The sequence below is a fragment of the Microbacterium sp. GCM10027623 genome (genome assembly GCF_042666935.1).
GTDB lineage: Bacteria > Actinomycetota > Actinomycetes > Actinomycetales > Microbacteriaceae > Microbacterium.
In genome coordinates this window covers 382,179-406,511 of the sequence record NZ_JBHTHE010000001.1, presented here as the reverse complement: position 1 = coordinate 406,511, position 24,333 = coordinate 382,179, and the positions used below count along the sequence as shown (strand labels likewise).

Annotated in this window: 21 protein-coding genes; 14 read left to right on the top strand and 7 right to left on the bottom strand. The window is 68.3% G+C overall.

Annotated elements, in window-relative coordinates:
• Positions 1-11: 11 nt before the first annotated feature.
• Both ACFQY2_RS01815 and ACFQY2_RS01810 read right to left on the bottom strand, forming a co-directional pair.
• The gene (locus ACFQY2_RS01815) at positions 12-1,040 is read right to left on the bottom strand and encodes a lactonase family protein (protein ID WP_378743899.1); all 1,029 of its coding nucleotides are present in this window, start codon (positions 1,038-1,040) and stop codon (positions 12-14) included.
• A gap of 64 nt (positions 1,041-1,104) precedes the next feature.
• Entirely contained in the window at positions 1,105-2,295 is a 1,191-nt protein-coding gene (locus ACFQY2_RS01810) for a Fic family protein (RefSeq protein ID WP_378743898.1), read from the bottom strand.
• A 202-nt stretch (positions 2,296-2,497) separates the two neighbouring features.
• Between ACFQY2_RS01810 and ACFQY2_RS01805 the strand changes: the two genes are divergently transcribed.
• The 7 genes from ACFQY2_RS01805 to ACFQY2_RS01775 all read left to right on the top strand — a co-directional run bounded on the left by ACFQY2_RS01805 (position 2,498) and on the right by ACFQY2_RS01775 (position 11,236).
• Positions 2,498-3,355, top strand: coding sequence for an MBL fold metallo-hydrolase (locus tag ACFQY2_RS01805; protein WP_378743897.1), 858 nt, complete (start codon positions 2,498-2,500; stop codon positions 3,353-3,355).
• A 44-nt stretch (positions 3,356-3,399) separates the two neighbouring features.
• The gene (locus ACFQY2_RS01800; protein WP_378743896.1) at positions 3,400-4,389 is read left to right on the top strand and encodes a sugar ABC transporter substrate-binding protein; all 990 of its coding nucleotides are present in this window, start codon (positions 3,400-3,402) and stop codon (positions 4,387-4,389) included.
• Between the two features lie 35 nt (positions 4,390-4,424).
• Positions 4,425-5,963, top strand: a complete 1,539-nt coding sequence (locus ACFQY2_RS01795) for a sugar ABC transporter ATP-binding protein (RefSeq protein WP_378743895.1) — start codon at positions 4,425-4,427, stop codon at positions 5,961-5,963.
• Complete coding sequence (locus ACFQY2_RS01790; RefSeq protein ID WP_378743894.1) at positions 5,960-6,988, top strand: ABC transporter permease; 1,029 nt, start codon at positions 5,960-5,962, stop codon at positions 6,986-6,988. The genes ACFQY2_RS01795 and ACFQY2_RS01790 overlap by 4 nt, the downstream gene beginning before the upstream one ends.
• A 24-nt stretch (positions 6,989-7,012) precedes the next feature.
• Positions 7,013-7,990, top strand: coding sequence for a LacI family DNA-binding transcriptional regulator (locus ACFQY2_RS01785; protein WP_378743893.1), 978 nt, complete (start codon positions 7,013-7,015; stop codon positions 7,988-7,990).
• 103 nt (positions 7,991-8,093) lie between these two features.
• Positions 8,094-9,581, top strand: coding sequence for an FGGY-family carbohydrate kinase (locus ACFQY2_RS01780; RefSeq protein WP_378743891.1), 1,488 nt, complete (start codon positions 8,094-8,096; stop codon positions 9,579-9,581).
• Between the two features lie 23 nt (positions 9,582-9,604).
• Positions 9,605-11,236, top strand: a complete 1,632-nt coding sequence (locus ACFQY2_RS01775; protein ID WP_378743890.1) for a fucose isomerase — start codon at positions 9,605-9,607, stop codon at positions 11,234-11,236.
• A gap of 142 nt (positions 11,237-11,378) precedes the next feature.
• Here ACFQY2_RS01775 and ACFQY2_RS01770 read toward each other — a convergent pair whose 3' ends face one another.
• On the bottom strand, positions 11,379-11,951 hold the full coding sequence (locus tag ACFQY2_RS01770; protein WP_378743889.1) for a hypothetical protein: 573 nt from the start codon (positions 11,949-11,951) through the stop codon (positions 11,379-11,381).
• 149 nt (positions 11,952-12,100) lie between these two features.
• Here ACFQY2_RS01770 and ACFQY2_RS01765 point away from each other — a divergent pair, with 149 nt between their 5' ends.
• Positions 12,101-13,279 carry a glycosyltransferase gene (locus ACFQY2_RS01765; protein ID WP_378743888.1) on the top strand — a complete coding sequence of 393 codons (1,179 nt, stop codon included), beginning with the start codon at positions 12,101-12,103 and terminating at the stop codon, positions 13,277-13,279.
• Positions 13,280-13,330: 51 nt separating this feature from the next.
• Here ACFQY2_RS01765 and ACFQY2_RS01760 read toward each other — a convergent pair whose 3' ends face one another.
• The 3 genes from ACFQY2_RS01760 to ACFQY2_RS01750 form a co-directional block, all read right to left on the bottom strand.
• Entirely contained in the window at positions 13,331-14,437 is a 1,107-nt protein-coding gene (locus tag ACFQY2_RS01760; RefSeq protein ID WP_378743887.1) for an alkene reductase, read from the bottom strand.
• Positions 14,438-14,542: 105 nt separating this feature from the next.
• Entirely contained in the window at positions 14,543-15,025 is a 483-nt protein-coding gene (locus tag ACFQY2_RS01755; RefSeq protein ID WP_378743886.1) for a MarR family winged helix-turn-helix transcriptional regulator, read from the bottom strand.
• A gap of 1 nt (position 15,026) precedes the next feature.
• Positions 15,027-15,725, bottom strand: coding sequence for an NRDE family protein (locus tag ACFQY2_RS01750; RefSeq protein ID WP_378743885.1), 699 nt, complete (start codon positions 15,723-15,725; stop codon positions 15,027-15,029).
• A 203-nt stretch (positions 15,726-15,928) separates the two neighbouring features.
• Here ACFQY2_RS01750 and ACFQY2_RS01745 point away from each other — a divergent pair, with 203 nt between their 5' ends.
• The 5 genes from ACFQY2_RS01745 (at position 15,929) to ACFQY2_RS01725 (ending at position 21,778) form a co-directional block, all read left to right on the top strand.
• Positions 15,929-16,648, top strand: a complete 720-nt coding sequence (locus ACFQY2_RS01745) for a GntR family transcriptional regulator (protein ID WP_378743884.1) — start codon at positions 15,929-15,931, stop codon at positions 16,646-16,648.
• Between the two features lie 287 nt (positions 16,649-16,935).
• The gene (locus ACFQY2_RS01740; RefSeq protein WP_378743883.1) at positions 16,936-18,300 is read left to right on the top strand and encodes an amidase; all 1,365 of its coding nucleotides are present in this window, start codon (positions 16,936-16,938) and stop codon (positions 18,298-18,300) included.
• 136 nt (positions 18,301-18,436) lie between these two features.
• Positions 18,437-19,798, top strand: a complete 1,362-nt coding sequence (locus ACFQY2_RS01735; RefSeq protein ID WP_378743882.1) for an ABC transporter substrate-binding protein — start codon at positions 18,437-18,439, stop codon at positions 19,796-19,798.
• 97 nt (positions 19,799-19,895) lie between these two features.
• The gene (locus tag ACFQY2_RS01730) at positions 19,896-20,867 is read left to right on the top strand and encodes a carbohydrate ABC transporter permease (protein ID WP_378743881.1); all 972 of its coding nucleotides are present in this window, start codon (positions 19,896-19,898) and stop codon (positions 20,865-20,867) included.
• A 20-nt stretch (positions 20,868-20,887) separates the two neighbouring features.
• Positions 20,888-21,778 (top strand): carbohydrate ABC transporter permease, encoded by an 891-nt coding sequence (locus ACFQY2_RS01725; RefSeq protein ID WP_378743880.1) that lies wholly within the window; start codon positions 20,888-20,890, stop codon positions 21,776-21,778.
• A gap of 152 nt (positions 21,779-21,930) precedes the next feature.
• Here ACFQY2_RS01725 and ACFQY2_RS01720 read toward each other — a convergent pair whose 3' ends face one another.
• Positions 21,931-22,962 (bottom strand): Ldh family oxidoreductase, encoded by a 1,032-nt coding sequence (locus ACFQY2_RS01720; RefSeq protein ID WP_378743879.1) that lies wholly within the window; start codon positions 22,960-22,962, stop codon positions 21,931-21,933.
• 105 nt (positions 22,963-23,067) lie between these two features.
• Between ACFQY2_RS01720 and coaBC the strand changes: the two genes are divergently transcribed.
• A complete protein-coding gene (gene coaBC / locus ACFQY2_RS01715; RefSeq protein ID WP_378743878.1) occupies positions 23,068-24,297 on the top strand; it encodes a bifunctional phosphopantothenoylcysteine decarboxylase/phosphopantothenate--cysteine ligase CoaBC in 1,230 nt (409 codons plus the stop codon).
• Positions 24,298-24,333: the final 36 nt, after the last annotated feature.

Below are 24,333 nucleotides of genomic sequence, written 5' to 3'. Positions count from 1 at the left end.
CCGGGGACGGTTCAGACGAAGCGGACCCAGTTCGCGCCGCGACCGGTCTCGGCCTGCTGCAGAAGCTCCAGACGGTCGTCGTGCACGGCGTACAGGGACACCGTGGTCGACCTCTCGCCGGCTGCGACCAGGTGGGCTCCGTCTGAGCTGACGGCGAATCCGCGCGGCTGCGGCTCCGTGACGGTGAAGTGCCCCGGCGCCGAGACCGAGCCGTCCTCCGCGACCGTGACCGCGCCCAGAGTGCTCTCCGTGCGCTCCGAGGCCCAGAGCAGGCGGCCGCCGGCGCCGAAATGCAGGTCGGCCCCCCAGATGTAATGATTCTGCAGCGGGTCCGCGCCGAAGACGCTGCGCCCGAGATCCTTCGTGGTGTCGTAGGCCGTGGCGGCGCCACGCGGAGTCAGCGCGCCGGTGGCCGTGTCGCGGCCGTAGTGCAGCACCTCACCCGAGAACTCCGTGAGCACGTACACGGCGTCCTCCGCCGCGTTCAGCACGAGATGCCGCGGACCGCTGCCGGTCGGCGCGGAGACGGTCTCCGGCTCGAGTGCGACGAGCTGCAGATCGTCGGCGAGCGCATACTGGGCGATAAGGTCCGCGCCCAGTGACACGAAATAGGCGAACTCGCCGTTCGCGCTCGGCAGGACGGAGTGCAGATTCGGGAACGCGATCCGCGATATCGGCTCGCCGACGACGCCGTCCACGATCGGACAGCTGATTCCGTAGCCGCCGCTGTACGAGGCGCCGAGAAGGCCGGTGCCATCGCGCGTGAGAGCGAGGTAGTTCATCCCGCCGTCCGGCAGGTCCAGACGCGACTTCGCGACGAGTCGTCCGCTCTCGCGGTCCAGGCCAAGGGTCAGGATGCCGGCGGGTTCGCCCTTCACGGCGGCGTGGACGAGACTGCGGTCCGGGTCGACGGCGAAGGTCGAGCATCCTGTGACGCCCTCGGTGACGGCGATGCGTTCGAGCCGCCCGTCGTCGAGGTGGAAGGTGCTGATGGTGCCGTCGCCGGCGTTGGCGACCAGGACGAGAGTGGAATCGGTCATGTCTCGATCGTAGGTCGCTGAGGTCAGTGCAGCCTGCTCGGCAGCGGGGCTGACACGGGTGTCGTCACCCTTGGCGACGAGCCCGCTCTGCCAAGGCATCGAGTGCGTGCAACACGTCATGCGCGGCCCACGTGCGATTGCGACGACCGGTTCCGACCTGCTCGAGGATGCCGTCTTCGACGAGACGGTCGATGGCGAGGAGGGCGTTGGGTGCGGTGACGCCGAGGTACGACACCGCGGTGCGGGAGTTGATCGCCGGGTGTGCCTCGAGCAGCCCGAGAAGGCGCCGCGCAGCGGAGCCTCGCCTTGCCGTGAGGCGCGTCTCCCAGGAGTCGTACACCGCCTCCAGGTCCTCCATGAGCATCCGCGAGGTGTCGACAGCCGTGTGCGCAGCTCGGGACATCATGTCGATGATCCCCGAGACGTGTCCGGCGCGGTATTGCGTGAGCGCGTCGAAATAGCGCGCCGTGTCCTGGAGGATGCCGGCCGACAGCGGCAGCACGGCTGATTGCGTCACGTCGGAGCGCCGGAGAAGGGTCTGAAGGAGCGCCCGGCCGGTGCGTCCGTTGACCTCCAGGAACGGGTGGATGGTCTCATACTGTGCGTGAGCGATGGCGATCTGGGGAAGCGGTGGGATGTCTTTCCTCCTCATGAACGCGACGAGATCCGACATCAGCTCCGGAACACGCGACTCATGCGGCGGAACGAAGGAAGCGCGCTGGGGGCCGCGTGATCCCCCGCCGATCCACACCTGTTGGCTGCGCCATCGGCCACGCCGGTCAGGGCGCGACGAGGCCATGAGGGTTCTCTGGACGTGCACGATGCTGTCCTCGTCAAGAGGGCCCGGAGACGACAGGGCCACCTCATCGGCTCTGATATGCGCCACGATCTGCCTGGCGTGCGGCTCCAGAGACTCGTCGATCTCCGCCAGCACGACTGCCAGCGCCGGGGCGGATACCCGCTCGATCGCCGAGCTGGCGATGCACTCGGCGCGCAGGAGTGATGCGATCACCGCTCCGCCGTCGCGGCCCAACTCGGCATCCAGTCGGACGAGATCCGTGGTCGCGTCGTGGGCTCGGCTGAGCGATCCGGGGTCGAGTGACACATCGAGGTCGGCGATGAACGGCGGAACAGAAGCCTGATACGGGCCAGGCGCAGCCAGGTGAGGGCTCGAGGAATCACGAACGTCGGCGGCAGGATGCCACTGGCGTTCTTCGTAGCTCACCGCCTTCCAGGCGCCAGTACTCGGAGTCATGTGTCTCAGACTACTGTTCTGGATTCGCGCACAACCGATAACAACGTTGGGCAAGAAATCGATTTCATTGCATTCCGAGCCTGTGGAGCCGCTTGTGCCGTATTAGCCGCGCAAGCGCGCCTATCGCCTGTTGATCCGCGTGTCCGTCTCTTCCTAGAGTCGCCCCATCGGCCACCGGCGGTCGGTGAGGGAAGAGGAAACGATGACGAACTACTCCATGTGGATGTTGGAGTACTCACACTGTCTCGAACACCCGGTCGGATGCATCTTCTACGGCACGTGGGACGGCTCCACCCGCAAGTTCGCCTACTCGTACGTGTATCTCGAAGGCGAGGGCCACAAGATCCTCGTCGACGTCGGCCATGACGATCGCGGATCGAACCGCGCCTTCAGCGAAGCGAACGACATCGTGGACTTCCAGCCACCGGATGCCGTCCTGGCCAAGATCGGAGTCACTCCGGACGAGATCGACACGGTCATCCTCACACACGCGCACTACGACCACGCCGGCGCGGCCCGGTACTTTCCTAACGCCACCTTCTATCTGCAGCGCGTGGAGTTGGAGAGCTCTCGCTGGGCGCTGGACAACGCGCATCTGTACGCCTCGATCATCGGGGCGCTCGACCCCGAGGACGTGCGAATGCTGGAAGAACTGGCGGAGTCGGGCAGGCTCAGGCTCCTCGACGGTCCCGTGGAGAACCTGTATCCCGGTCTGCACATCCGCACCGCCCTGGACACGCACACCATGGGCGGTCAGTACGTCGTCGTCGAGGACGGCAGCGACAACTGGGTCATCACCGGCGATGCGCTCTACTCCTACGAGAATGCAGAGGGAATCGGCGGATCCGGTGTGCCCGTGAACATCGGCTTCGGTGGGGGCAGCGGCTGGCGCGGACTCCAGATCATCGATGAGATGTCCCGCACCGCCGGCGACACTTCGCGGCTCGTCATCGTGCACGAGTACGACACCTTCCGGCGGCACCCCTCTCGGACCTACGGCGACCGACTCTCAGTCGCCGAGCTTCTCCTCGCCCACGGCGAGATCTCCCGAATCGGCTGACGCGCCCGAGCGACAGCCATCACCTATCAAGAAAGCAGAAACCCATGTGGAAGAACAGAGTGGTTCTCGCGGCGGCGGCATTGTGCGCTGCCACCATCGCGTTGTCCGGCTGCAGCGTGCCCGACAGCTCCGAAGCCGGCACCGGCGACTCCTCGCCGTCGACGAGCACGCTTCTCGGCATCGTCACGATCAGCGCCACCGATGCGAACAACGCCCGAGTCATCCAAGGTGCGACAAAGGCGGCGGAGGAAGCGGGGTGGACGGTCGAGGTCGTGGACGCCGCGGGTAATGCCGATCAGGCGAACACGGCGATCCAGAACTTCGTCAACAAGGACGCCGGGATGATCTTCAACCTCGTCTTCCCCGCGACATCCCTGGGCGCCGGCCTGAACGCCGCTTCCCAGGCGAAGGTGCCGGTGGCCACCTGGGGTGGTGGGCCCGGCACGGGAATCGCCGTGGTCGCCGGCGACGGCGCCCCCTTCGCCGAGCCGGCCACACAGGCGATGATCGACGCGCTCGCCGGCCAGGGGGACGTCCTCGCGCTGACGTATCGCACGGGCCAGGTGTGCCGCGACCGCGAGGCGCTCTTCGACGAGATGATGGCCGCCCAGGCGCCGGAAGTCTCGGTCACGAAGAACGAGGTGAACATCCCCGGTTTCCTGCAGGACGGAGCCCGGTACGCCAACGCCTGGCTCGCGGCTCACCCCGCCGGCAGCGGCAACCTTGCCATCTGGGGCTGCTGGGAGGACCCGACCCTGGGTGCCATCTCGTCGCTCAAGCAACAGGGACGCACGGACGTGCTCACCTATGGCATCAACGGATCCAGCACCGCGATTCAGGCGGTGAAGGACGGGACCCTCACAGCGACCGTGTTCGAGGACGCCTTCGCTGAAGGGCAGAAGATGTTCGAGGAGACCGTCGCGGCTATCGAATCGGGCGACTTCACCTCCCGCACTGTCGACGTCCCCGGAATCTTGGTCTCCTCGGACAACATCGAGGCCTTCCTCGCGGAGCATCCCGAGGCGTTGGACTGATGCATGTCGGCCAGGTGCGTTCCGAGAGATCGGCGATGAACGCGCTCAGCAACGAGGTCGAGCCGCTCATCGAGATCCGGGGAGTGAGCAAATCCTTCGGTGGCGTGCATGCGCTCCGCGATGTGAGCTTCGACATCCGGCCCGGCGTCGTGCACGGCCTGGTCGGGGCCAACGGCGCCGGAAAGTCGACGCTGATCAAGTGCCTTGCCGGCATCGAGACGCCGGACGAGGGAGAGATCGTCGTCGACGGCTCCGCCGTGCGGCTCTCGGAGCCGAGCGATGCGACGAAGCTCGGTATGGCGTTCATCCATCAGGAGATGAGCTTGATCCCCGGCTGGAGCGTGCTGCGGAACATGCTTCTCGGTCAGCAGCCGCCGACGCGCGTCGGCATCATCGACTGGAGACCGGCTCGAGTGCGTGCGCGAGAAGTCGCCACCCGTCTGGGCATGAGGTTCGGGCTCAACACGAACGTCGACGACCTCGGTCCAGCGGATCAATGGCTCGTACTCATCGGCAGGGCACTCATGCGCGATGCCCGCCTCATCGCCATGGACGAGCCGACGGCGTCGCTCTCTTCAGAGGAGGCCGGGCGTCTGCACACGATCATCCGCGAACTGGCAGCGTCCGGCACCGCAGTCATCTTCGTCTCGCACCGTCTCGACGAAGTCAGCGAGCTGTGCGCGGATGTCACGGTCTTCAAGGACGGGGCCGTCGTGGATCGTCGTCTGGATGAGAAGGTGCACAAGTCCGAGCTCGTGCGCGCCATCGTCGGCAGAGACCTGCAGATCGCCGAGCAGGGCAACGAGCCTCGCGGCCACGGAGATCCGGTGCTCACCGTGGACGGGATACGCGATGGCAGTCGGGTGCACGGCGTCTCGCTGACCGTGCATTCCGGAGAGGTGCTCGGCATCGGCGGCCTGGTCGGCGCAGGTCGCACCGAGCTGGCGGGGCTGATCTACGGAGTCCGATCGAGAACAGCGGGAACCGTGGACCTGGACGGCAGACCGGTGCGCTTCCGCGAACCCGCGGATGCCGTTCGGGCCGGCATCGGACTCGTCCCCGAGGAACGACGCAGCGAAGGACTGTTCCTGGAGCGCTCCATCGACTTCAACATCAACATCGCGTCGCTCACGAGCCTGCGCAGATCCCGCCTGTGGCCGATGCTGAAGCTGCGCGAGGGCCGACGTCGGGCCCGGACGCTGGCGGACACCGTGACGGTGAAGGCTCGAGACATGTCCGACCCGGTCGGTTCGCTCTCCGGCGGAAATCAGCAGAAGGTGGCCATCGCGCGCTGGCTGGCCCATCGACCGCGGGTTCTGATTCTGGACGAGCCCTCCCGCGGAGTCGATGTCGGCGCCCGAGCCGAAGTGCACCGCGTCATCCGGGAGCTGGCGGCCGAGGGCACCGCCGTGCTGGCCATCTCCTCCGACAGCGAGGAACTCGTCGGTCTCTGCGACCGCGTCATCGTGATGGCTGAAGGACGCGTCACCGGTGAGCTCACCGGCACCCAGATCACCGAAGACCAGATCATCTCCCTCAGCTTCGAGCGAGATTCACGAGAGGAACAATCATGATGCCGTCCCTTGCCGAGCCCGCAGGTCAGGCTGCAGGCGCGACCGAGGCCGCGATCCGACCACAGGGCCGCGTCGGCAATGCCGCCCTCCTCATCGTCTCCAAGTACGGCACATTGATCGCCATGGCGATCATGATCGCATTCTTCGCCGTCGTCGTGCCGAACGGGGCGTTCTTCACGACCAACAACCTGCTCAGCATCGTCAATCAGTCGGCTCTCACCGCGATCGTCGCGTTCGGCCTGACCATGGTTCTGGTCGTCGGCGAGTTCGATCTGTCCATCGGGTATGCAGCGAGCCTTGCCGGAGTGCTCGTCACCGGCTTCATCGCGAAGCAGGGCCTGCCGATCATCGTGGCGGTCGTCGTGACGGTTCTGCTCGGCGGCGGCATCGGCGCGGCCAACGGGGTGCTCGTAACCAAGGCACGCGTGAACGCGGTCGTGGCCACGCTCGGAGTGGGCACGATACTCGTCGGGCTCGCGTTCGGCTACACAGCCGGCTCGCCCATCACCCAGCTCCCCGAAGAGTTCACGTGGATCACTCTGGCTCGGTTCCTGGGCGTCCAGAACCCGATCTGGTTCATGCTGATCGTCGGAGTCGTTCTGTGGGTGCTGCTCAATCGCACGCCGATGGGGCAGCGCATCCAGGCGGTCGGAGCAAACCCGAAGGCGGCTCAGCTCGCGGGAATCCGCGTGGACCGGGCCAAGATCACTGCCTTCATGATGGCCGGCGCCTGTGCGGCACTCACCGGAGTGCTCCTGGCGTCGATCCTCGGCAGCGGAACCGTCAGCGCAGCCGACGGCTATCTGATGGACTCGTTCGCCGCGGTCTTTCTGGGATCAGCCACGCTTCGCGACGGCGAGTTCCACATCCTCGGCACGCTGGTCGGGGTGCTCGTCGTGAGCGTCGGCTTCAACGGGCTCGCTCTCATGGGCACGCCCACATTCTGGCAATACGTGTTCAAGGGCGGAATCCTCGTGTTCGCCGTGGCGCTCTCGACGATCGCCCGACGATACAGCAGGCGCTAGTCGGACGGCGATACTCTGACGGCCATGGCAACCATCTACGACGTCGCGAAGCTCGCAGGAGTGTCGCCGGCGACGGTATCGCGCGTGTTCAACGGCACCAGCGTCTCGACCGCGAAGGTCGCGGCGGTGCGGCGGGCCGCCGAGCAGCTGAACTTCACCCCCAACCGCGCTGCCCGCTCGCTGCGTCGGCAGAGCTCGGAGGTGATCGCCCTGATCATCCCCGACATCGAGAACCCGTACTTCACCGAGATGGCGCGCGGTGTCGAGGACGTCGCCAGCGAGGCGGGGTATTCGGTGGTGCTGTGCAACTCCGATTCCCAGATCGAGAAGGAATCGACGTACCTGCGCATCGCGATCGCGGAGAACATGTCGGGGGTGATCCTGGCGGCAGCATCCGATCGCACGGACCTCGCCGAGATCCTCGCGACCGGACGACCGGTGGTCGCGGTGGACCGCAGCACCGAGCATGGGATCGACGGCGTGATGATGGCGAACCGGGAAGCCGGACGCGTGGCCACCGAGCACCTGCTGGCATCGCATCGGCGCGTCGCCTACATCGGCGGGCCCGCGCACATCGAGACCGCCTCCGATCGTGCCGCGGGCTGGGAGCTCGCCCACCGCAGTGCCGGGATGGAAGCGCCGCTGGATCTGCTGCGCTTCTCCTCGTTCCGCGTCGACGGCGGTCGAGATGCCATGGAGGAGCTGCTCGACCTGCCCGAGCCCCCGGATGCCGTCGTCGCCGGAAACAACCTCATCGGCGTGGGAGCGATCCAGGTGCTCACCGAACGTGGTCTGACGCCGCCGAAGGTCGGTGTCGCGGTGATCGGGTCGCTGCCGTTCACCACGTTGTCTCCGAGCGCCGTCACCGTGGTGCGTCTTCCCGCCCGCGACATGGGCGTCACGGCCGCGCGGATGCTGCTGGAGCGCATCCGCGGCGACAATCAGCCGGCGCGCACCATCGTGCTGCCCAACGAGATGCAGGCGGCATCCGCACTCGTCTGACGGGGGAGCCGCAGGCGGGACCTCCGCGCGCTCTAGCGTATGAAATCGATTTCGTTTAGGCTGGTCACGCGCGGCAGAGCGCAGCATCGGCACGGAGGAAGACATGCGCTGCACCATCGGGGTCGACGTCGGCACGTCGAGCACGAAGGGCGTCCTCGTCGCCGACGACGGCTCGATCCTCGCCACGGTGACCCGTGCGCACGAGGTCGACCGGCCGCGCTCGGGCTGGGTCGAGATGGACGCCCGCGTCTGGTGGGAGGAGTTCGTCTCCATCACGCGTTACCTGCTGACCTCACAGCCCGACGCCGAGATCGTCGGTGTGGGTGTGAGCGGCATGGGGCCGTGCGTCCTGCTCGCCGACGAGGACGACGAGCCCGTGCGCCCGGCGATCCTCTACGGCGTCGACACCCGCTCCGGCGACCAGATCGCGCGCCTGACCCAGGAGCTCGGCGAGGAGGAGATCACACGCGTCGGCGGATCGACCCTCACCTCGCAGGCCGCCGGAGCCAAGATCGTCTGGATCGCCGACGAGGAGCCGGTCGCCTTCGCCCGCGCGCGGCGGCTCTTCATGCCCGCATCGTGGCTGGCGCGCAAGCTCACCGGCGCCTATGTGCTCGACCACCAGTCCGCCAGCCAGACCTCGCCGTTCTACGACATCGAGAACGAGCGCTGGCACGAACCGTGGTGGCGTCAGTACGCCGGCGCGTTGGAGCTCCCCGCGCTCACGTGGGCGGGAGACGTCGCCGGTACGGTCTCCGCCACGGCATCCGAGACCACCGGCATCCCCGCGGGGACCCCCGTCATCACCGGAACCATCGACGCCTGGAGCGAAGCGGTCAGCGTCGGTGCGCACAGCGTCGGCGACCTGATGCTCATGTACGGCACGACGATGTTCCTCCTCGCCACGGGGGAGGAGACCCTCCGCACCCCGTCGATGTGGACCACCGCGGGTGCCTTCCCCGGCACCCGCAACCTCGCCGGCGGCATGGCCACCTCCGGGGCTGTCACCGCCTGGCTGAAGGACCTCACCGACGCCGACTATCCGCAGCTGCTCGCTGAATCCGCCGCGTCCGGCGTCGGCGCGCGAGGACTGCTGATGCTGCCGTACTTCGCCGGGGAGCGCACCCCCATCCAGGATGCGGACGCCCGCGGCGTGATCGCCGGGCTCACCCTGCGGCACGGTCGCGGCGACCTGTACCGTGCCGCGCTCGAGGCGACGGCCCTGGGAGTGCGCCACAACGTCGAGACCATGCGAGCGGCCGGTGCCGACATCCGACGCATCGTCGCCGTGGGTGGAGGCACCCAGGGCAGGCTGTGGCTGCAGATCGTGTCGGACGCCACCGGTCTCGTCCAGGAGGTTCCCGCGATCACGATCGGGGCGAGCTACGGCGCGGCCTTCCTGGCAGCATCCGCCGTCGCGCCGGAAGGGGCGGATCCGCGCATCCAGGACTGGAACCCCATCGTCGCCCGCATCGAACCCGACCCCGTGAACCGCAGCGCCTACGACGCGCTGTTCGACCGCTACCTGCGGCTCTACGAGCACACCGCGGATGTCGTGCACGAACTCGCCGCGCTGCAGCGCGCCCTCTGACCCCCCACCCAACGGAGAACACCATGAGCTACACACTTCCCGCCCCGGTCTCCCGGCCGAAGGCCGCCCCGAAGACCGCCTACCTGATCACATCGGGCGATCTGCGGGAGTCGGCGAACGTCGCGGGCTGGCCCACCCAGGTCGCACTGGAGGCCGGAGTCACCGGCGTGCTCGAGGGCCTCGGTTGGAGCGTCATCCGCCCCTTCGGCGTCGACCCGGCCACCGGGCACGGCTTCATCTCCAGCCAGCGCATGGGCATGGAGATCTTCAAGAGCATCCCCGTCGAGGCGCCGCTGGTCGTCGCGATCGCGAACTGGCAGTACTCGCACCACGTGCTCGCCGGGCTCCGCACCCACCAGGGCCCCATCCTCACGGTCGCGAACTTCGCCGGTGACTGGCCCGGCCTCGTGGGCCTGCTCGGACTGAACGCCGGCCTCACCAAGATGGGCCGCGATTACGCCACCACCTGGTCGGTCGACTTCACCGACGCCTGGTTCACCGACGGCATCCGCGAGTGGACCGAGACCGGCCGCATCGTGCACGACGCCTCGCACGTGCGCGACCTCCCGGAACTGCCCGAGAGCGCGGAGAAGCAGCTGGGCCAGGCGCTCGCCGCCGAACTGCTCGCCGACAAGGCCATCATCGGCGTGTTCGACGAAGGCTGCATGGGCATGTACAACGCCATCTTCGACGACGAGCTGCTCAACACCATCGGCATCTACAAGGAGCGCCTCTCGCAGTCGGCGCTGTACGCCGAGATGCTCGAGGTGGCGGATGCCGAGGCCGATGCCGCGTACGACTGGCTGGTCGACCACGGCATGACGTTCCGGTTCGGGGAGGACGGCGTCACCGAGCTCACCCGCGAGCAGGTGCAGTGGCAGATGAAGATGTACATCGCCGCCCTGCGCATCGCCGACGACTTCGGGCTGGATGCCGTCGGCATCCAGTACCAGCAGGGTCTGAAGGACCTCGTGCCGGCATCCGACCTCGCCGAGGGCATGCTCAACTCCACCGAGCGCCCGCCGGTGACCAGCCGCGACGGCTCTCGGGTGCTGCACGAGGGGCGCGCGTTCCCGCACTTCAACGAGGCCGACGAGGGTGTCGCCGTCGACGCGCTCATCACCGACCGCGTGTGGCGCGCGATGGGCTTGCTGCCCGACAACACCCTGCACGACGTGCGCTGGGGAGAAGAGTACGACGGCGACTTCGTCTGGGCCTACGAGATCTCGGGTTCCGTGCCCGCCTCGCACCTCGGCGGCTGGGACAAGGCGGAGGGCTGGCGTCAGGGACACGTGTTCTTCCCGGCCGGCGGGGCAACGCTGAACGGCGTCTCCCAGCCCGGCGAGGTCGTGCTCTCGCGCGTGTTCATCGCCGACGGCATCCTGCAGGCGGACATCTTCCGGGCATCCGTCATCGAGCTTCCCGAGGAGGAGACGCAGCGGCGCAAGGCCGCCACGAACGAGGAATGGCCGATCGCGCATGTGGTGCTGCACGGCCAGACCCGCGACCAGTTCATGGCCCGGCACAAGGCCAACCACGCCCAGCTGGTCTACGCGCCCGACGCCGAGACCGCCGACAAGGCGCTGATCGCGAAGGCCGCCATGTTCGACGGCCTGGGCATCAAGGTCAACCTCGTGGGCGACGTCATGATCTGAGTCACTCGTCCCCCATTCCGCGCATCCACCCACGCGAGAATTGCCTTGCCGCTCGAGAATCGCGCTACCAGCACAATTCTCACGCGGTAAGGCAATTCTCGCGTGACGGGGCAGGGCGGCGGGGCCGCGCGTGACGGGAGACTCAGGCCGGCGGCAGCCGCAGCACGTTCGACTCGCCGCCGGTCAGATCATCGGCGATGCGGATGCTGCGCGCGAGCGCATCCAGCGCGGGCTCGAGGGTGCCGAAGCGCTCCCGGTCGCTGCAGACCGCCGTCAGCGTGATGAGGTGCGAGCCCGTGTCCCAGGTGTAGGTCGCCGTCGCCGGGGCCTCTGGCCGCGGCGGCAGCGGCATCAGCAGCTTCTCGCCGACACCGAGCGGCGTCGGGAAGTCCTCGGTGTCGTCGTACTCCATCGGCATCATCGCCCGCGCGGTGCGCAGCTGAGAGGTCAGCTCCTGCGCGGTCGCCATCGCGACGACGAGCTCGGGCTGCGCCTTCCACGTCCACGCCAGCACCCGGCCGTCGGCCCTGCGCATCGCCAGCGGGATGGCCTGGCTGGCCAGCCAGCTGCCGAATCGTGCACCGGGCAGCGATCCCGCCCCCGCGCTCGCCATCAGCATCCGCACCGCGGCCTTGCGGTGGCGGCGTCCTCGCAGTCCGAGGGAGCCGGTGACGGGGATCCACTGGGACGGATCGGCGGAGGAGACCAGGCGCATGACTCCACGCTACGGGAGCCCGCGGAGGATGCGCTGAGAGCGCTCGGCCTACCGGGTCAGCCGGCTCTGCTCGGGTAGAGTTGCCAGCGCCCAGCAGGGTCGGCTCACGATACCGCGACCTCAGAGCTACAGATAGGCAGCATCTTTCCGTGACCTCCGGACGTCCCCTGAAGATCCTCATCGGCTGCGACACCTTCGCGCCCGACATCAACGGCGCAGCGCGCTTCGCCGAGCGCCTCGCCGCCGGCCTCGTGCAACGCGGCCACGAGGTGCACGTCATCGCCCCGAACTCGGCCTACCGGCGCTCCGCGACCCACACCGAGATCATCGAGGGCGAGCCGCTGATCATGCACCGCCTGCCCGCGGTGCGCTGGCTGCCGCACGACTGGCTGCGCTTCGTCTGGCCGTGGCGCTCCAAGCACTACGCCCGCACGGTGCTCGACGAGGTGCAGCCGGATGTCGTGCACATCCAGTCGCACATCATCATCGGCCGCGGCCTCACCCGCATCGCCCGCCAGCGCGGCATCCCGATCATCGCGACCAACCACGTGATGCCGGAGAACATCCTCGACCACACCTCGATGCCGGACTTCATCAACCTCCCCGTGCTGAAGTGGGCCTGGTCCGACGCCAAGCGCACCTTCGACATGACCCGTGCGGTCACCACCCCCACGCGCAATGCCGCCGACTTCCTCGAGCACACCATCGACATCACGGGCGTCATCCCGGTCTCCTGCGGCATCGACCGCAGCCATTACACCCCCGTCATCGCACCGCGCGAGAAGAACCGCATCCTCTTCGTCGGACGCCTCACCGGTGAGAAGCAGGTCGACGTCGTGCTGCACGCGATGGCCCAGCTGGAACCGGCACTGGACGTGCACTTCGACATCGCCGGCGGCGGCGACCAGCGCAAGGCGCTCGAGGCGCTGGCCGCCCACCTCGGACTGGCCGACCGGGTCACCTTCCACGGCCGGGTGACCGACGAGGAGCTCCGCGAGCTCTACTCGCGTGCGTCGGTCTTCGCGATCGCCTCGATCGCGGAGCTCCAATCGATCGTGACGATGGAGGCCATGGCATCCGCCCTGCCCGTCGTCGGAGCGGACGCGGTCGCCCTGCCGCATCTGGTCCACGACGGCGAGAACGGCTACCTGTTCGAGCCCGGGAACGTCGCCGACCTCGCGGAGAAGCTCACTCGCGTGCTCACGGCGGCGCCGGAAGAGTACGAGCGGATGCAGCGCGCGTCGCTCGACGGCGTGGCCGTGCACGACATCAACCGCACCCTGGACACGTTCGAGGCCCTGTACCGGGACGAGCCGCTGCCGGAGTAGCGGCTCGTCCCGGTACAGACCCCGTCCCGTGACCCCGGCCCGCCCCGGCGCTCAGGCCGTGCGCACGACGTCACGGCGGGGGTAGTCGGTGTATCCCTCAGCGGTGCCGCCGTACGCCTTGGACAGATCCGGAGTCGCGAGCTCGGCACCCTCGGCGAGCCGCTCGACCAGGTCGGGATTGGCGATGAAGAGCCGGGCGAAGGAGACCAGGTCGGCCACCCCGTCGTCGATGAGCTGCAGGCGCTCCCGGTGGGTGCCGATGTCCGCAGCCGAGGCGTTCAGGATCAGGGCGCCGCTCCACGCCGCGCGCAGGCGCGGCGTCAGACCGGGATCACCGGCATCGACCAGGTGCAGGTACGCGAGGCCGAGCTCGTCCAGCTCGCTGACCAGCAGCGGATACACCGTCGTGTAGTCGTCCTCCACGGTGTCGCCGAGCCCGTTGTTCGGGGAGATCCGGATGCCGGTGCGGCCCGCCCCGACGGCCTGGGCCACGGCCCGGGTGACCTCCAGGACGAAGCGGATGCGGTTGTGCGCGCTCCCGCCCCACGCGTCGGTGCGCACGTTGGCGTTCGTGGAGAGGAACTGATGCAGCAGGTAGCCGTTGGCCGCATGCACCTCGACGCCGTCGAACCCCGCAGCGATGGCGTTCTGCGCCGCGGACACGAAGTCCTCGACGGTCCGGCGGATGCCGTCGTCCGTCAGCGCGGTGGGAACCGCATGGCTCTGCCGGCCGGTCGGGGTGAAGATCGTTCCCGCCGCCTGCACCGCCGACGGAGCGACCGGTGTCAGCGGCCCGTTGCCGGCCGCCTCCGCGTTGCTCGGGTGGGAGATGCGCCCGACGTGCATGAGCTGGGCGACGATCGTCCCCCCGTTCGCGTGCACGGCCTCGGTCACCGCACGCCAGGACTCGACCTGCTCGGGAGAGTGCAGTCCGGGAGTCGCCGGGTAGCCCTGTCCGACTGCGCTGGGCTGGGTGCCCTCGGTGATGATGAGGCCCGCGCCGGCGCGCTGGGCGTAATACGTCGCCATGTCGTCGGTCGCGTGCGTGGTGGATGCTCGACTGCGGGTCATCGGGGCCATCACGATGCGGTTGCGCAGCCGCAGGCTGCCGGCGACGGTGGGCTCGAACGCGATGGATGCGGTGAGCTGCTGGGTCATGGGATTCTCCTGTTCGGGCGGGCGTCTCCTGTCCTGGTTGCTCGAACAAGCTTTTGGCGCGCGCTATTCCTTGTTCGAGCAAGAGAATCTTCGGCGGGTGGCGGCTCAGGACTCGGCCGGCGGAGGAGCGGTCGCCGCAAGCCGCGCCTCGAGTTCCCTCAGTGCGCCGAGCAGCTCCGCCTGGCGCTGCTCCGACGCTGAGCCGGCCGTGAGGTGCTCCAGGCGCGCCCATGCCGCGTCGACCTGGGGGCGGAGGGGCAGGCTCTTCTCCGTGGCCTGCACGATCACGACCCGGCCATCGTGAGGCGAGCGACTGCGCGCGACCAGCCCGGCTCGTTCCAGGCGTGCGATGCTGCGCGTCATCGTCGGTGCGTCGGAGTCGAGCGTCTGCACCAGGTCGACCAGACGCTGCGGACCCGCGTCCCACAGGGTCATCAGGACCAGTTCCTGGCCGGGCCGCAGGCCGGTGTCGCGCAGCAGCTGAGCGGCCACGCTCTTGTGCAGGCGGGCCAGCCGGAAGACCGCCTGGCTCAGCGGAGCCGAGGCGAAGGGCGCTGCGCCGTCGGGAGATGCCGGGTGCTCCCTCATGTCAGATCACGCCCCACTGGCCGGGGCGGGCCAGCACGTGCGAGCGCGCCGCAGCGGTATCGCGTGACACCTCGGCAGTGCAGAACAGCAAGGACATGGTCGGATACCCGTGCGGATTGTTGTCGCGGATGATCGCTCGGTCATCATCCGGTGAGAGGGTCGCGCTCTCGCCGAGCACGTCGATCCAGCGCTCCGCCCACCCGTCGTCGTCCGGGCGGCTCCCGGCGAACAGCGGCAGCCAGGCTTCGATGCGTGCTGTGCGTGGATCATCGAGGTCGTCGTGCGCGATCATGTGCACGCCCGGTGGCACCGGGGTCTCCCGCAGTTCCACGCCGTCCCAGGACAGCACGCGAGAAGCCTCCGGCGTGGCCTCGAGAAGGTTGAAGCCGTGCATGGGGAGAGTCGAGCCCTCGGGTGAGCGCCCGGCGACCGACTCCAGGGCGAGCGAGCCGCGCGAGAGCACCGCGCTCGCCGGCAGATCGAGCACGTCCGCGCGGTTCAGCAGCACGGCCAGGCGTCGCGCCTCGGGGTCGAGAGCCAGCCAGGCCCCGCCCGCCCTGCGATCGTGGATGCCGATCACCCCGGGATGGGTCTGCGGCCACCACTCGCCCAGGTCGTCCCAGGGGCGCTGCGGATCCTCGTCGCGCACGGCCAGCATCCGCGCTCCGGCATCAGTCACATCGATCACCACGGTGCACACGAGCACGAGTCTAGGGTCGCGCACGGCGCCGGAGGGTGGCCGACAGTTCGCCACACCGAGCGAGACGGGGGTCGATCCCGTTCCATCCCATTTCCTATAGCATGGGCCGAGCCGCGGCGACCCGGCGTCGCACGGAACGGCATACCGCAGCAGAGGGGTGATCAGGCATGCCGATCCGCAATGACGTGTGGAAGGGTGCAGCGATGAACGACGATGACGTGTTCATGAAGCTGAACTCGACGATCGAACGGCGCGGCCTGCGCGATCGGGTGTACGACCGCGTGCTCGTGCTGCTGCTCAGCGATGAGATTCCTCCGGGCGCGAGGCTGTCCATCGAGACCATCGCGCGGCAGCTGAGTGTGTCTCCGACGCCCGTGCGGGAGGCCCTGGTCCAGCTCGAGCGCACGGGCCTCGTCACGCGCGAGGCGCTGAAGGGCTACCGCGTCGCACCCCCGCTCACCGTCGACCAGCTGCATCAGCTCACCACCGCACGTGTGATGCTCGAGACCACTGCCACCCGCCTCGCCACTCCGGCCGACGGGACGCTTCTGCGTGAGCTCGGCGAGGCGTTCGATGCGCACTGGACGGCAGGTGAGCATCTTCTCCGGGTGACGGCGGCGGGCGAGAGCGAGCTCTCGGACACGACGGAGTACTTCGCGCGGGACGTCGCGTTCCACCGCGTCATCTTCCGGCACTGCAACAACGCGTATCTGCAGCACATGTCCGAGAACCTCGGAGGTCAGCTGCATCGCATGCGCCAGTCCGCGCTGTACGGAGACATCGATGTGACCGACGCTCTCGAGGAGCACGCCGCCATCCTGGCCGCGTTCCGGACGGATGACCCGGAGGCGCCGGCGCGCGCGATGAGGCACCACATCCAGCAGGTGGGGAAGCGCTCGCTCGAGACGCAGACTCGCGCCTGAGGCACACGACGACGACCCACCGGCGCAACGCGCCGCGGCATCAGCTCGCGCGTCTCGTCGCCGTGGCGAGCCGTCTGCACGGCGCCCGCTCGCCTGCCGAGCGCGCAGAGAGGCTAAATTGTTTTTTAAGTGAGACTGGACTATTCCTGAAATGTCTATAGGATCTTTGATCAACGCCTGTTTTAGGAACCCGATCCTATAGGACTGGCGTCACAGCCCATCGTCAGCAGGTCCAGTCGTCACGTCGGAGCGCTTGTCGGTCTTCGTCGCTCAGTGAGGAGAGATTGATGCATTACACGGATATCCACGTGATCTCCGAGCGAGTCCGCTCCGGTCACGTCTCTCCCGTGGAGCTGTGCGAGCACCTTCTCGCGCGCATCGAGGAGCTCGATGCCGAGCTTCAGAGCTATGTCGCCGTCGACGCGGAGGGTGCGCGCGCGGCAGCGCGGATCGCCGAGGAGGAGATCGCCGGCGGTCTGTGGCGCGGACCCCTGCACGGCGTGCCGATCGCGATCAAGGATCTGTACTCGCTGGGAGACGCGCCCACCGCATTCGGCTCCGTGCACCTGGGCGAGCACCGCCTGCACCGTGAGGCCGAGGCCGTGCGCCGTCTGCGACAGGGTGGCGCCGTGATCCTGGGACGGCTCCGGATGTCCGAGGCGGCCCTCACCGACCACGGACCGGGCCTGCCCACTCCCGTGAATCCCTGGGGTGCGGAGATCTGGTCGGGAACCTCCTCCAGCGGCTGCGCGTCGGCGACCGCGGCGGGCCTGTGCTACGGATCCCTCGGATCCGACACCGGTGGATCCGTCCGCGGCCCGGCGACCGCCGCCGGACTCTCCGGGCTCAAGCCCACGCGCGGTGCCATCCCCTCCGACGGCGCCATCCCGCTCTCCCGCACCCTCGACACGGTCGGACCCTTCGCACGCTCCGCGCGCGACTGCCGCATCCTCTTCGAGGTTCTCACCGGCGCATCCGATGCGACGCAGGACCGCATCATCCCGGCACTGCCCGCCTCGCTGCGGATCGGCATCGACCGCGCGCTGCTGGAGCAGGTCGACCCCCAGATCCGCGACATGATCGAGGCCACCGCGGCTTCCTTCGCCGAGCTCGGCGCCGAGATCGTCTCCGTGACCGTTCCCGACGGAGGCCCGCTGGCATCCCGCTGGGTCTCCTTCGTCGGGTTCGAAGCCGTCGAGGACATCGCCGCGCTGTATCCCGAGGAGCAGCGCGACCTCTACGGACCCGAGATCGCCTACGTCCTGGCGCAGGGTCGCGCGACGAGCCGGGCGGAGTACGAGCAGATCCAGGCAGAGGCACAGGCCTTCACGGCTGAGTTGGATGCCGTCCTCGGCGGACTCGACGCCCTCCTGCTGCCGACGATCGGGACACCGGCGCCGACCAACGCGCAGATCGCGCAGATGCGCAGTGACTACGCCACCTGGAACCACCAGGTCATGCGGCTGACCAGCCCATACAACTTCTCCGGCCACCCGGCGATGACCTTCCCCACCGGGCGAACCCCACAGGGGATGCCGTTGGGCGCGCAGCTGGTCGGCGCGCACCACGCCGAACCACTGCTGCTCACCCTGACCGAGCACTACCAGCGCATCACCGACCATCACCTCGCGAGGCCTGCGCAGTACTCCTGAGTCGCCGCAGAACCGCCGGCGCACCCCGGGCGGTCGGAGAACCTCCGACGCTCGAGGCGATTCGCCGCACCCATTGTGCCCGGCATGCCGGGACGTCACCCGAGTAAGAAGCACCACCACACAGAGAAGAGATGACATGAAAACCCGAAGGCTCGCTGCCGCCGTTGCCGGCGGCATCGCATCCGTCATGGTCCTGAGCGCCTGTGGCGCGTCGGCAGATCCGGGAGGCTCCGGCGACGGAGGCACCGACGGCGTCACCATCGACGTCCTCGCCGTGAACCTGCCCGCCCAGGAGGACCTGGTGAAGCTCACAGAGGAGCACTTCACCAAGAAGACCGGCATCAAGGTCAACTTCACCCTCCTGCCGGAGAACGACGTCCGGGCGAAGATCACCCAGGAGTTCTCGTCGCAGGCGGGCGTCTACGACATCGCGACGCTCTCCAACTACGAGATCCCCTTCTACGCCGACAACGGCTGGGTCACCTCGCTGGACAAGTACCTGAAGGAGGATGCGGAGCTCATCGAGGCCGATGACCTGCTTCCGTCGATGATGGACTCGATGACCGGCCCCGGCGACGAGGTGTACGGTCTGCCGTTCGAGGGTCAGTCCTCCTTCACCATGTACCGCAAGAGCGTCTTCGACGAGCTCGGCCTGGTCATGCCGGACAACCCGACCTGGGACGAGATTGCCGACCTGGCCGCTCAGATCGACGAGAAGAGCTCGATGAAGGGGATCTGCCTGCGCGGGCTTCCCGGCTGGGGTCAGCAGCTGGCGCCGCTGAACACCGTCATCAACACCTTCGGCGGCACCTGGTTCGACATGGACTGGAACGCGCAGCTCACGGCTCCCGAGACCGTCGAGGCCGTCAACTTCTACGTCGACCTGATCCAGAAGCACGGCGAGCCCGGCGCCGCACAGGCCGGCTTCACCGAGTGCCTCAACTACTTCCAGCAGGGTGAGGTCGCGATGTGGGTGGACGCCACGAACGCGGGTGGACCGGTGGAGTCCTCGTCGTCTCCGATCGCCGGTGACATCGGCTACGCGCAGTCGCCGGTGAACAAGACCGACGCCTCCGGATGGCTCTGGACCTGGGCGTGGGGCATCGAGGAGGCGTCCGACCAGAAGGACGCCGCCTGGAAGTTCATCTCGTGGGCGAGCTCGCGTGAGTACGAGGAGCTCGTGGCCGAGGAGTTCGGCTGGGCCAGCGTGCCGTACGGCAAGCGCCAGTCGACCTTCGACAACCCCGCCTTCCAGGAGGGTGCTCCGTTCTACGAGGCCGCACGCACCGCGATCTCGAGCGTGGACGCCACCAACCCCGGCCTGCAGCCCCGTCCGTACGCCGGCGTCCAGTTCGTCGGAGTGCCGGAGTTCATCTCCCTCGGCACCACCGTCTCCGAGGAGATCGCCGGAGCCATCGCGGGCACGACCACGGTCGAGGCCGCGCTGGAGAAGGCGCAGAAGCTCGCTCAGGACGTCGGAGACAAGTACAAGAAGTAATACCGCACGCAGCAGCTGACCGAGTGCGCGGTGGCACCTCCCAGGGGCCACCGCGCACTCCCACTGCGAAGAGCATTGGAGATCTGAGATGGCGACCATGTCGCGACCCCGTGCCGATGAGACAGGGCACGGTGCAAAACAAAGCCCGGCGACGAAACCGGCACCGCGCGTGAAGGTGCGCCGGCGCGAGGTCTGGAGCAGACGGGCGCCGCTGCTGCCCGCGCTGATCTTCACCATCGTGCTCACGCAGTTGCCGTTCCTCGGCACGGTGATCGTGTCGTTCATGAACTGGAACACGCTGTTCCCGCGCGATACCGGCTTCGCCGGCCTGGGCAACTATGTGGCGGTGTTCACCGACCCGCAGCTTCGGGATGCGGTGGGATTCACCATCCTTCTCACGGCGCTGGTCGTGTTCGTCAGCATCGTGATCGGCTTCGGGATCGCCCTGCTGGTGAATGAGAAGTTCCTCGGCCGTGGAGTTGTGCGGACGCTGCTCATCCTGCCTTTCCTGATCGTCCCGGTCGCCGGGGCGCTGTTCTGGAAGCACTCCATGCTGAACCCGTCCTACGGACTGATCAACGGTGTGCTCACCTGGGTGTGGCGTCTGTTCGGCAGCGACTCCCCGCCGCAGCTGGACATCCTGACCAACTCGCCGCTCCTCGGGATCTCGATGTTCCTGGTGTGGCGCTGGACGCCGTTCATGGTGCTCATCCTGCTGGCGGGGCTGCAGTCCCGGAAGCAGGACGTCATGGAAGCGGCTTCCGTGGACGGTGCAGGCACCTGGATGACCTTCAGGTACATGACCCTCCCGCACATGCGCCCCTACCTCGAGCTGGCCGCGCTGTTCGGCAGCATCTATCTCGTTCAGGAGTTCGATGCGATCTTCATGATGACCGCGGGCGGACTGGGCACCACCAACCTCCCGTACGCCGTCTACAAGACGTTCTACATGGCGAACGACTACGGGCTCGCATCCGCGCTCGGCGTCATCGTCGTCATCGGCACGATCATCATCGCGTCGTTCACCCTGCGCGTGCTGCTCTCGCTGTTCCGCGAGAACGAACGATGAACCGGATGGAGACCCGAGAAATGACGACTGCAACTGCGACCCTCGTATCCCGCCGGGCATCCGCCGGGCCGTCGCCCCGCCGCAACCGCGGGCGCGCCGTGCGAACGGGTATTCGCGGCATGGCCGCCTGGATCGTCGCGCTGATCATGATCACGCCGATCCTGTGGATGCTGCTGACGTCGCTGCATGCCGAGGAGGACGCCGCGACGAACCCGCCCTCGCTGTTCGCGCCGCTCACGCTGGACGGCTACATCGAGTTCTTCTCCGGCTCCGGGATGAATCCCTGGCCGCCCCTGATGAACTCGCTGACGGCATCCGTGCTGTCTGTGATCCTCGTGCTGCTCTTCGCCTTCCCCGCCGCGTTCGCACTGTCGATCCGGCCGGTGGAGAAGTGGAGTCAGGTGATGTTCTTCTTCCTGACGACGAAGATGCTTCCGCTGGTGGCAGCACTGCTGCCGCTGTATCTGTTCGCCAAGCAGATCGGCGCGCTGGACAACATCTTCCTGCTGGTCATCTTCTACACGGCGATGAACCTGCCGATCGCCGTGTGGATGATGCGCTCCTTCCTCGCCGAGGTGCCGGTGGAGCTCATGGAGGCGGCGCAGATCGACGGGGCCGGACTGCCGATGATCCTGCGTGCGGTGATCTTCCCGGTGGCGACGCCGGGGATCGCGGCGACGGCGCTGATCTGCTTCATCTTCAGCTGGAACGACCTGCTGTTCGCGCGCGTGCTCACCGGCACGGGGGCTCAGACGGCGCCCGTGTTCCTGACGGGCTTCGTGTCGAGCCAGGGACTGTTCCTCGCGACCGTCTCCGCAGGCGCGCTGGCGGTGTCGCTGCCGGTGATGCTGGTGGGCATGGCCGCCCAGGACCGCCTGGTGCAGGGCCTCACGTTCGGTGCGGTGAAGTAGCGCGGACGACCGTTCGCGACGGGGCGGTGGAGGCTTTCGGGCCGCCACCGCCCCGTCTGTCGTGCCGCCGGGGCGCGGTGTCGTGGTGCCGCCCAGGGCGCGGGTGTCACGCCGCCCGGCGCGCGGGTGTCACGCCGCCCGGCGCGCGGGTGTCACGCCGGTGACGGGACCCCGAGGCGGGCGAACAGGGCGTCGAGATCCGCGGCGGTGGACTCCGCGAGGTCGATGCCGGACTCGTTCGCGCGCAGCTGGGTCATCTCCGGATCTCCCGGCGCCAGGGTGTCCGCGCCGGTCGCGCGCACGCGCGACTGCAGGGTGCGGACGCGATCACGGGTGTGGTCGAGGCCCATGAAGTGCTCGGGGTCGATGGCGATCACCAGATGTCCGGCGTTCATCCGGCTGGCCGGCTGCGACCAGATGTCGACGGTCTCGAAGGCGTAGTGCGCGCCGGTCAGCGCGGCGCTGAGCGCTTCGAGCAGCACCGACACCGCTGATCCCTTGTGCCCTCCGAACGCCAGGAGGGCTCCCGACAGCGCCGTGGCGGGGTCCGTCGTCGCCGCTCCGTCCGGGCCCACGGCCCAGCCGTCCGGGAGGCGCTCGCCGGCGTTCTTCGCTGCGAGCACCTTGCCGTACGCCCCCGCACTGGTGGCCATATCGGCCGTGAGCGAGTGCTCACCGCTGCTGGGGAAGGCGATGGTCAGCGGATTGGTCCCGAGCGTCGCCGCGCTGCCCCCGTACGGTGCGACGGCGGGGCCGGTCGTGGAGGTGACGATGCCGACCAGGCCGGCAGCCGTCAGCAGGTCGCTCCAGTAGTTGCCGGCGCCGTAGTGGGTGGAGTTCTCCACCGTGACGATGCCGATGCCGTAGGTGCGCGCGAGGTCGATGACGCGGGTGGTGGCGGCGCCCATGGCGACCTGGCCCAGGGCCCCGTCGGCGTTCAGCACGGCGGTGGCGCCGCTCTCGCGGGTCCAGGTCAGATCGGGTGCGGCATTCATGCCGCCCGCCTCCAGCGCGGCGACGTACAGCGGCAGGCGAATGAGGCCGTGCGAGTAGATGCCACGGCGATCGGCGGTGATGAGGGCGTCGGCGACCAGTTCCGCGTCCACGCGGGGAACGCGAACCGCCTCAAGGGCGGCCGTGGCGGCTGCGACGATCGCGTCCAGGGAATATCTGCGGGACTGCACCGTTCCGTCTCCTTCTTCTTGCCTGTCCGCGAATCCTACAGGAAACACGATTCAGAAGCGGAGGCCGGGCGCCCGTCCGACGGGATGCTGAGGCAGAATCGAATCGTGAACATCGTCGTCGGAGTCACGGGCGGTATCGCCGCGTACAAGGCGGTGCACCTGGTGCGCCTGCTCATCAAGGCCGGGCACGAGGTCACGGTGATCCCCACCGAGGATGCGCTGCGCTTCGTCGGCCTGCCCACCTGGGAGGCGATCAGCCGCAGGCCGGTCACCACCAGCGTGCACGAGGATGTCGCCCGGGTGCGGCATGTCGCCCTCGGCCAGGCCGCCGACCTCGTCATCGTCGCCCCCGCGACCGCGAACACGATCGCGAAGATGACCGCAGGCCTCGCCGACGACCTGCTCGGCACGACCCTGCTCGCCACCACCGCACCGGTCGCGGTCGCTCCGGCCATGCACACCGAGATGTGGCGGCATCCGGCGACTCGGGCCAACATCGCCGTCCTCCGTGAGCGCGGGGTCGCGATCCTGGGGCCAGGAGAGGGAGAGCTCACCGGGGGTGATTCGGGACCCGGACGGATGTGGGAGCCCGAACAGATCGTGGACGCCGCCCTCGCGCTCCTCGATGGCGCCGGGCAGGGCGACCTGGATGAGCGCGACCTCGACGGATTGCAGGTCGCCGTCTCCGCCGGCGGAACCCGCGAGCCGCTCGACCCCGTGCGCTTCCTCGGGAACCGCTCCAGCGGGCGGCAGGGAGTCGCGCTCGCGCTCGCCGCCGCCGATCGCGGCGCCCAGGTCGTGCTGGTCGCCGCGAACATCGACGACGGCGTGCTGGAAACCGCTGCGCAGCATCCGCTCATCCGCATCGAGCGCGCCGGAACGGCGGCCGAACTGGGTGACGCGATGCGCGCGGCGGCCGAGGACGCCGCGGTGATCGTGATGGCGGCGGCCGTGGCGGACTACCGGCCGGCGGAGGTCGCCGAGGGAAAACTCACCAAGGAGTCCGGCACGCTGGAGCGCATCGACCTCGTGCAGAACGAAGACATCGTGGCGTCACTTGCCGCGCGTCGGCATCCGGGCCAGGTCGTCGTGGCCTTCGCGGCTGAGACGCCACAGGATGCCGAGGAGATGCTCGCCCGCGCGCGACGCAAGCGCGAGCGCAAGGGTGTGGACCTGCTCGTCGTCAACGAGGTCGGCTGGGAGCGCGGCTTCGAGGCCGAGGACAACACCGTCCAGGTGGTCGGCGAGCAGGGGGCGGTGCTGGCCAGGGCCTCCGGCTCGAAACGCGCCGTCGCGGACGACATCTGGGATGTGATCGCCGCCAACCTGGGGTGACGCGTTCCGGGTGGTTCTGATAAAGTTGAGTCATCC

What these genes read in the sequence shown, in the direction of transcription:
- ACFQY2_RS01815 (WP_378743899.1), bottom strand. Translation starts at nt 1,040, where the DNA reads ATGACCGATTCCACTCTCGTCCTGGTCGCCAACGCCGGCGACGGCACC.
- ACFQY2_RS01810 (WP_378743898.1), bottom strand. Translation starts at nt 2,295, where the DNA reads ATGACTCCGAGTACTGGCGCCTGGAAGGCGGTGAGCTACGAAGAACGC.
- ACFQY2_RS01805 (WP_378743897.1), top strand. Translation starts at nt 2,498, where the DNA reads ATGACGAACTACTCCATGTGGATGTTGGAGTACTCACACTGTCTCGAA.
- ACFQY2_RS01800 (WP_378743896.1), top strand. Translation starts at nt 3,400, where the DNA reads ATGTGGAAGAACAGAGTGGTTCTCGCGGCGGCGGCATTGTGCGCTGCC.
- ACFQY2_RS01795 (WP_378743895.1), top strand. Translation starts at nt 4,425, where the DNA reads ATGAACGCGCTCAGCAACGAGGTCGAGCCGCTCATCGAGATCCGGGGA.
- ACFQY2_RS01790 (WP_378743894.1), top strand. Translation starts at nt 5,960, where the DNA reads ATGATGCCGTCCCTTGCCGAGCCCGCAGGTCAGGCTGCAGGCGCGACC.
- ACFQY2_RS01785 (WP_378743893.1), top strand. Translation starts at nt 7,013, where the DNA reads ATGGCAACCATCTACGACGTCGCGAAGCTCGCAGGAGTGTCGCCGGCG.
- ACFQY2_RS01780 (WP_378743891.1), top strand. Translation starts at nt 8,094, where the DNA reads ATGCGCTGCACCATCGGGGTCGACGTCGGCACGTCGAGCACGAAGGGC.
- ACFQY2_RS01775 (WP_378743890.1), top strand. Translation starts at nt 9,605, where the DNA reads ATGAGCTACACACTTCCCGCCCCGGTCTCCCGGCCGAAGGCCGCCCCG.
- ACFQY2_RS01770 (WP_378743889.1), bottom strand. Translation starts at nt 11,951, where the DNA reads ATGCGCCTGGTCTCCTCCGCCGATCCGTCCCAGTGGATCCCCGTCACC.
- ACFQY2_RS01760 (WP_378743887.1), bottom strand. Translation starts at nt 14,437, where the DNA reads ATGACCCAGCAGCTCACCGCATCCATCGCGTTCGAGCCCACCGTCGCC.
- ACFQY2_RS01755 (WP_378743886.1), bottom strand. Translation starts at nt 15,025, where the DNA reads ATGAGGGAGCACCCGGCATCTCCCGACGGCGCAGCGCCCTTCGCCTCG.
- ACFQY2_RS01745 (WP_378743884.1), top strand. Translation starts at nt 15,929, where the DNA reads ATGAACGACGATGACGTGTTCATGAAGCTGAACTCGACGATCGAACGG.
- ACFQY2_RS01740 (WP_378743883.1), top strand. Translation starts at nt 16,936, where the DNA reads ATGCATTACACGGATATCCACGTGATCTCCGAGCGAGTCCGCTCCGGT.
- ACFQY2_RS01735 (WP_378743882.1), top strand. Translation starts at nt 18,437, where the DNA reads ATGAAAACCCGAAGGCTCGCTGCCGCCGTTGCCGGCGGCATCGCATCC.
- ACFQY2_RS01730 (WP_378743881.1), top strand. Translation starts at nt 19,896, where the DNA reads ATGTCGCGACCCCGTGCCGATGAGACAGGGCACGGTGCAAAACAAAGC.
- ACFQY2_RS01725 (WP_378743880.1), top strand. Translation starts at nt 20,888, where the DNA reads ATGACGACTGCAACTGCGACCCTCGTATCCCGCCGGGCATCCGCCGGG.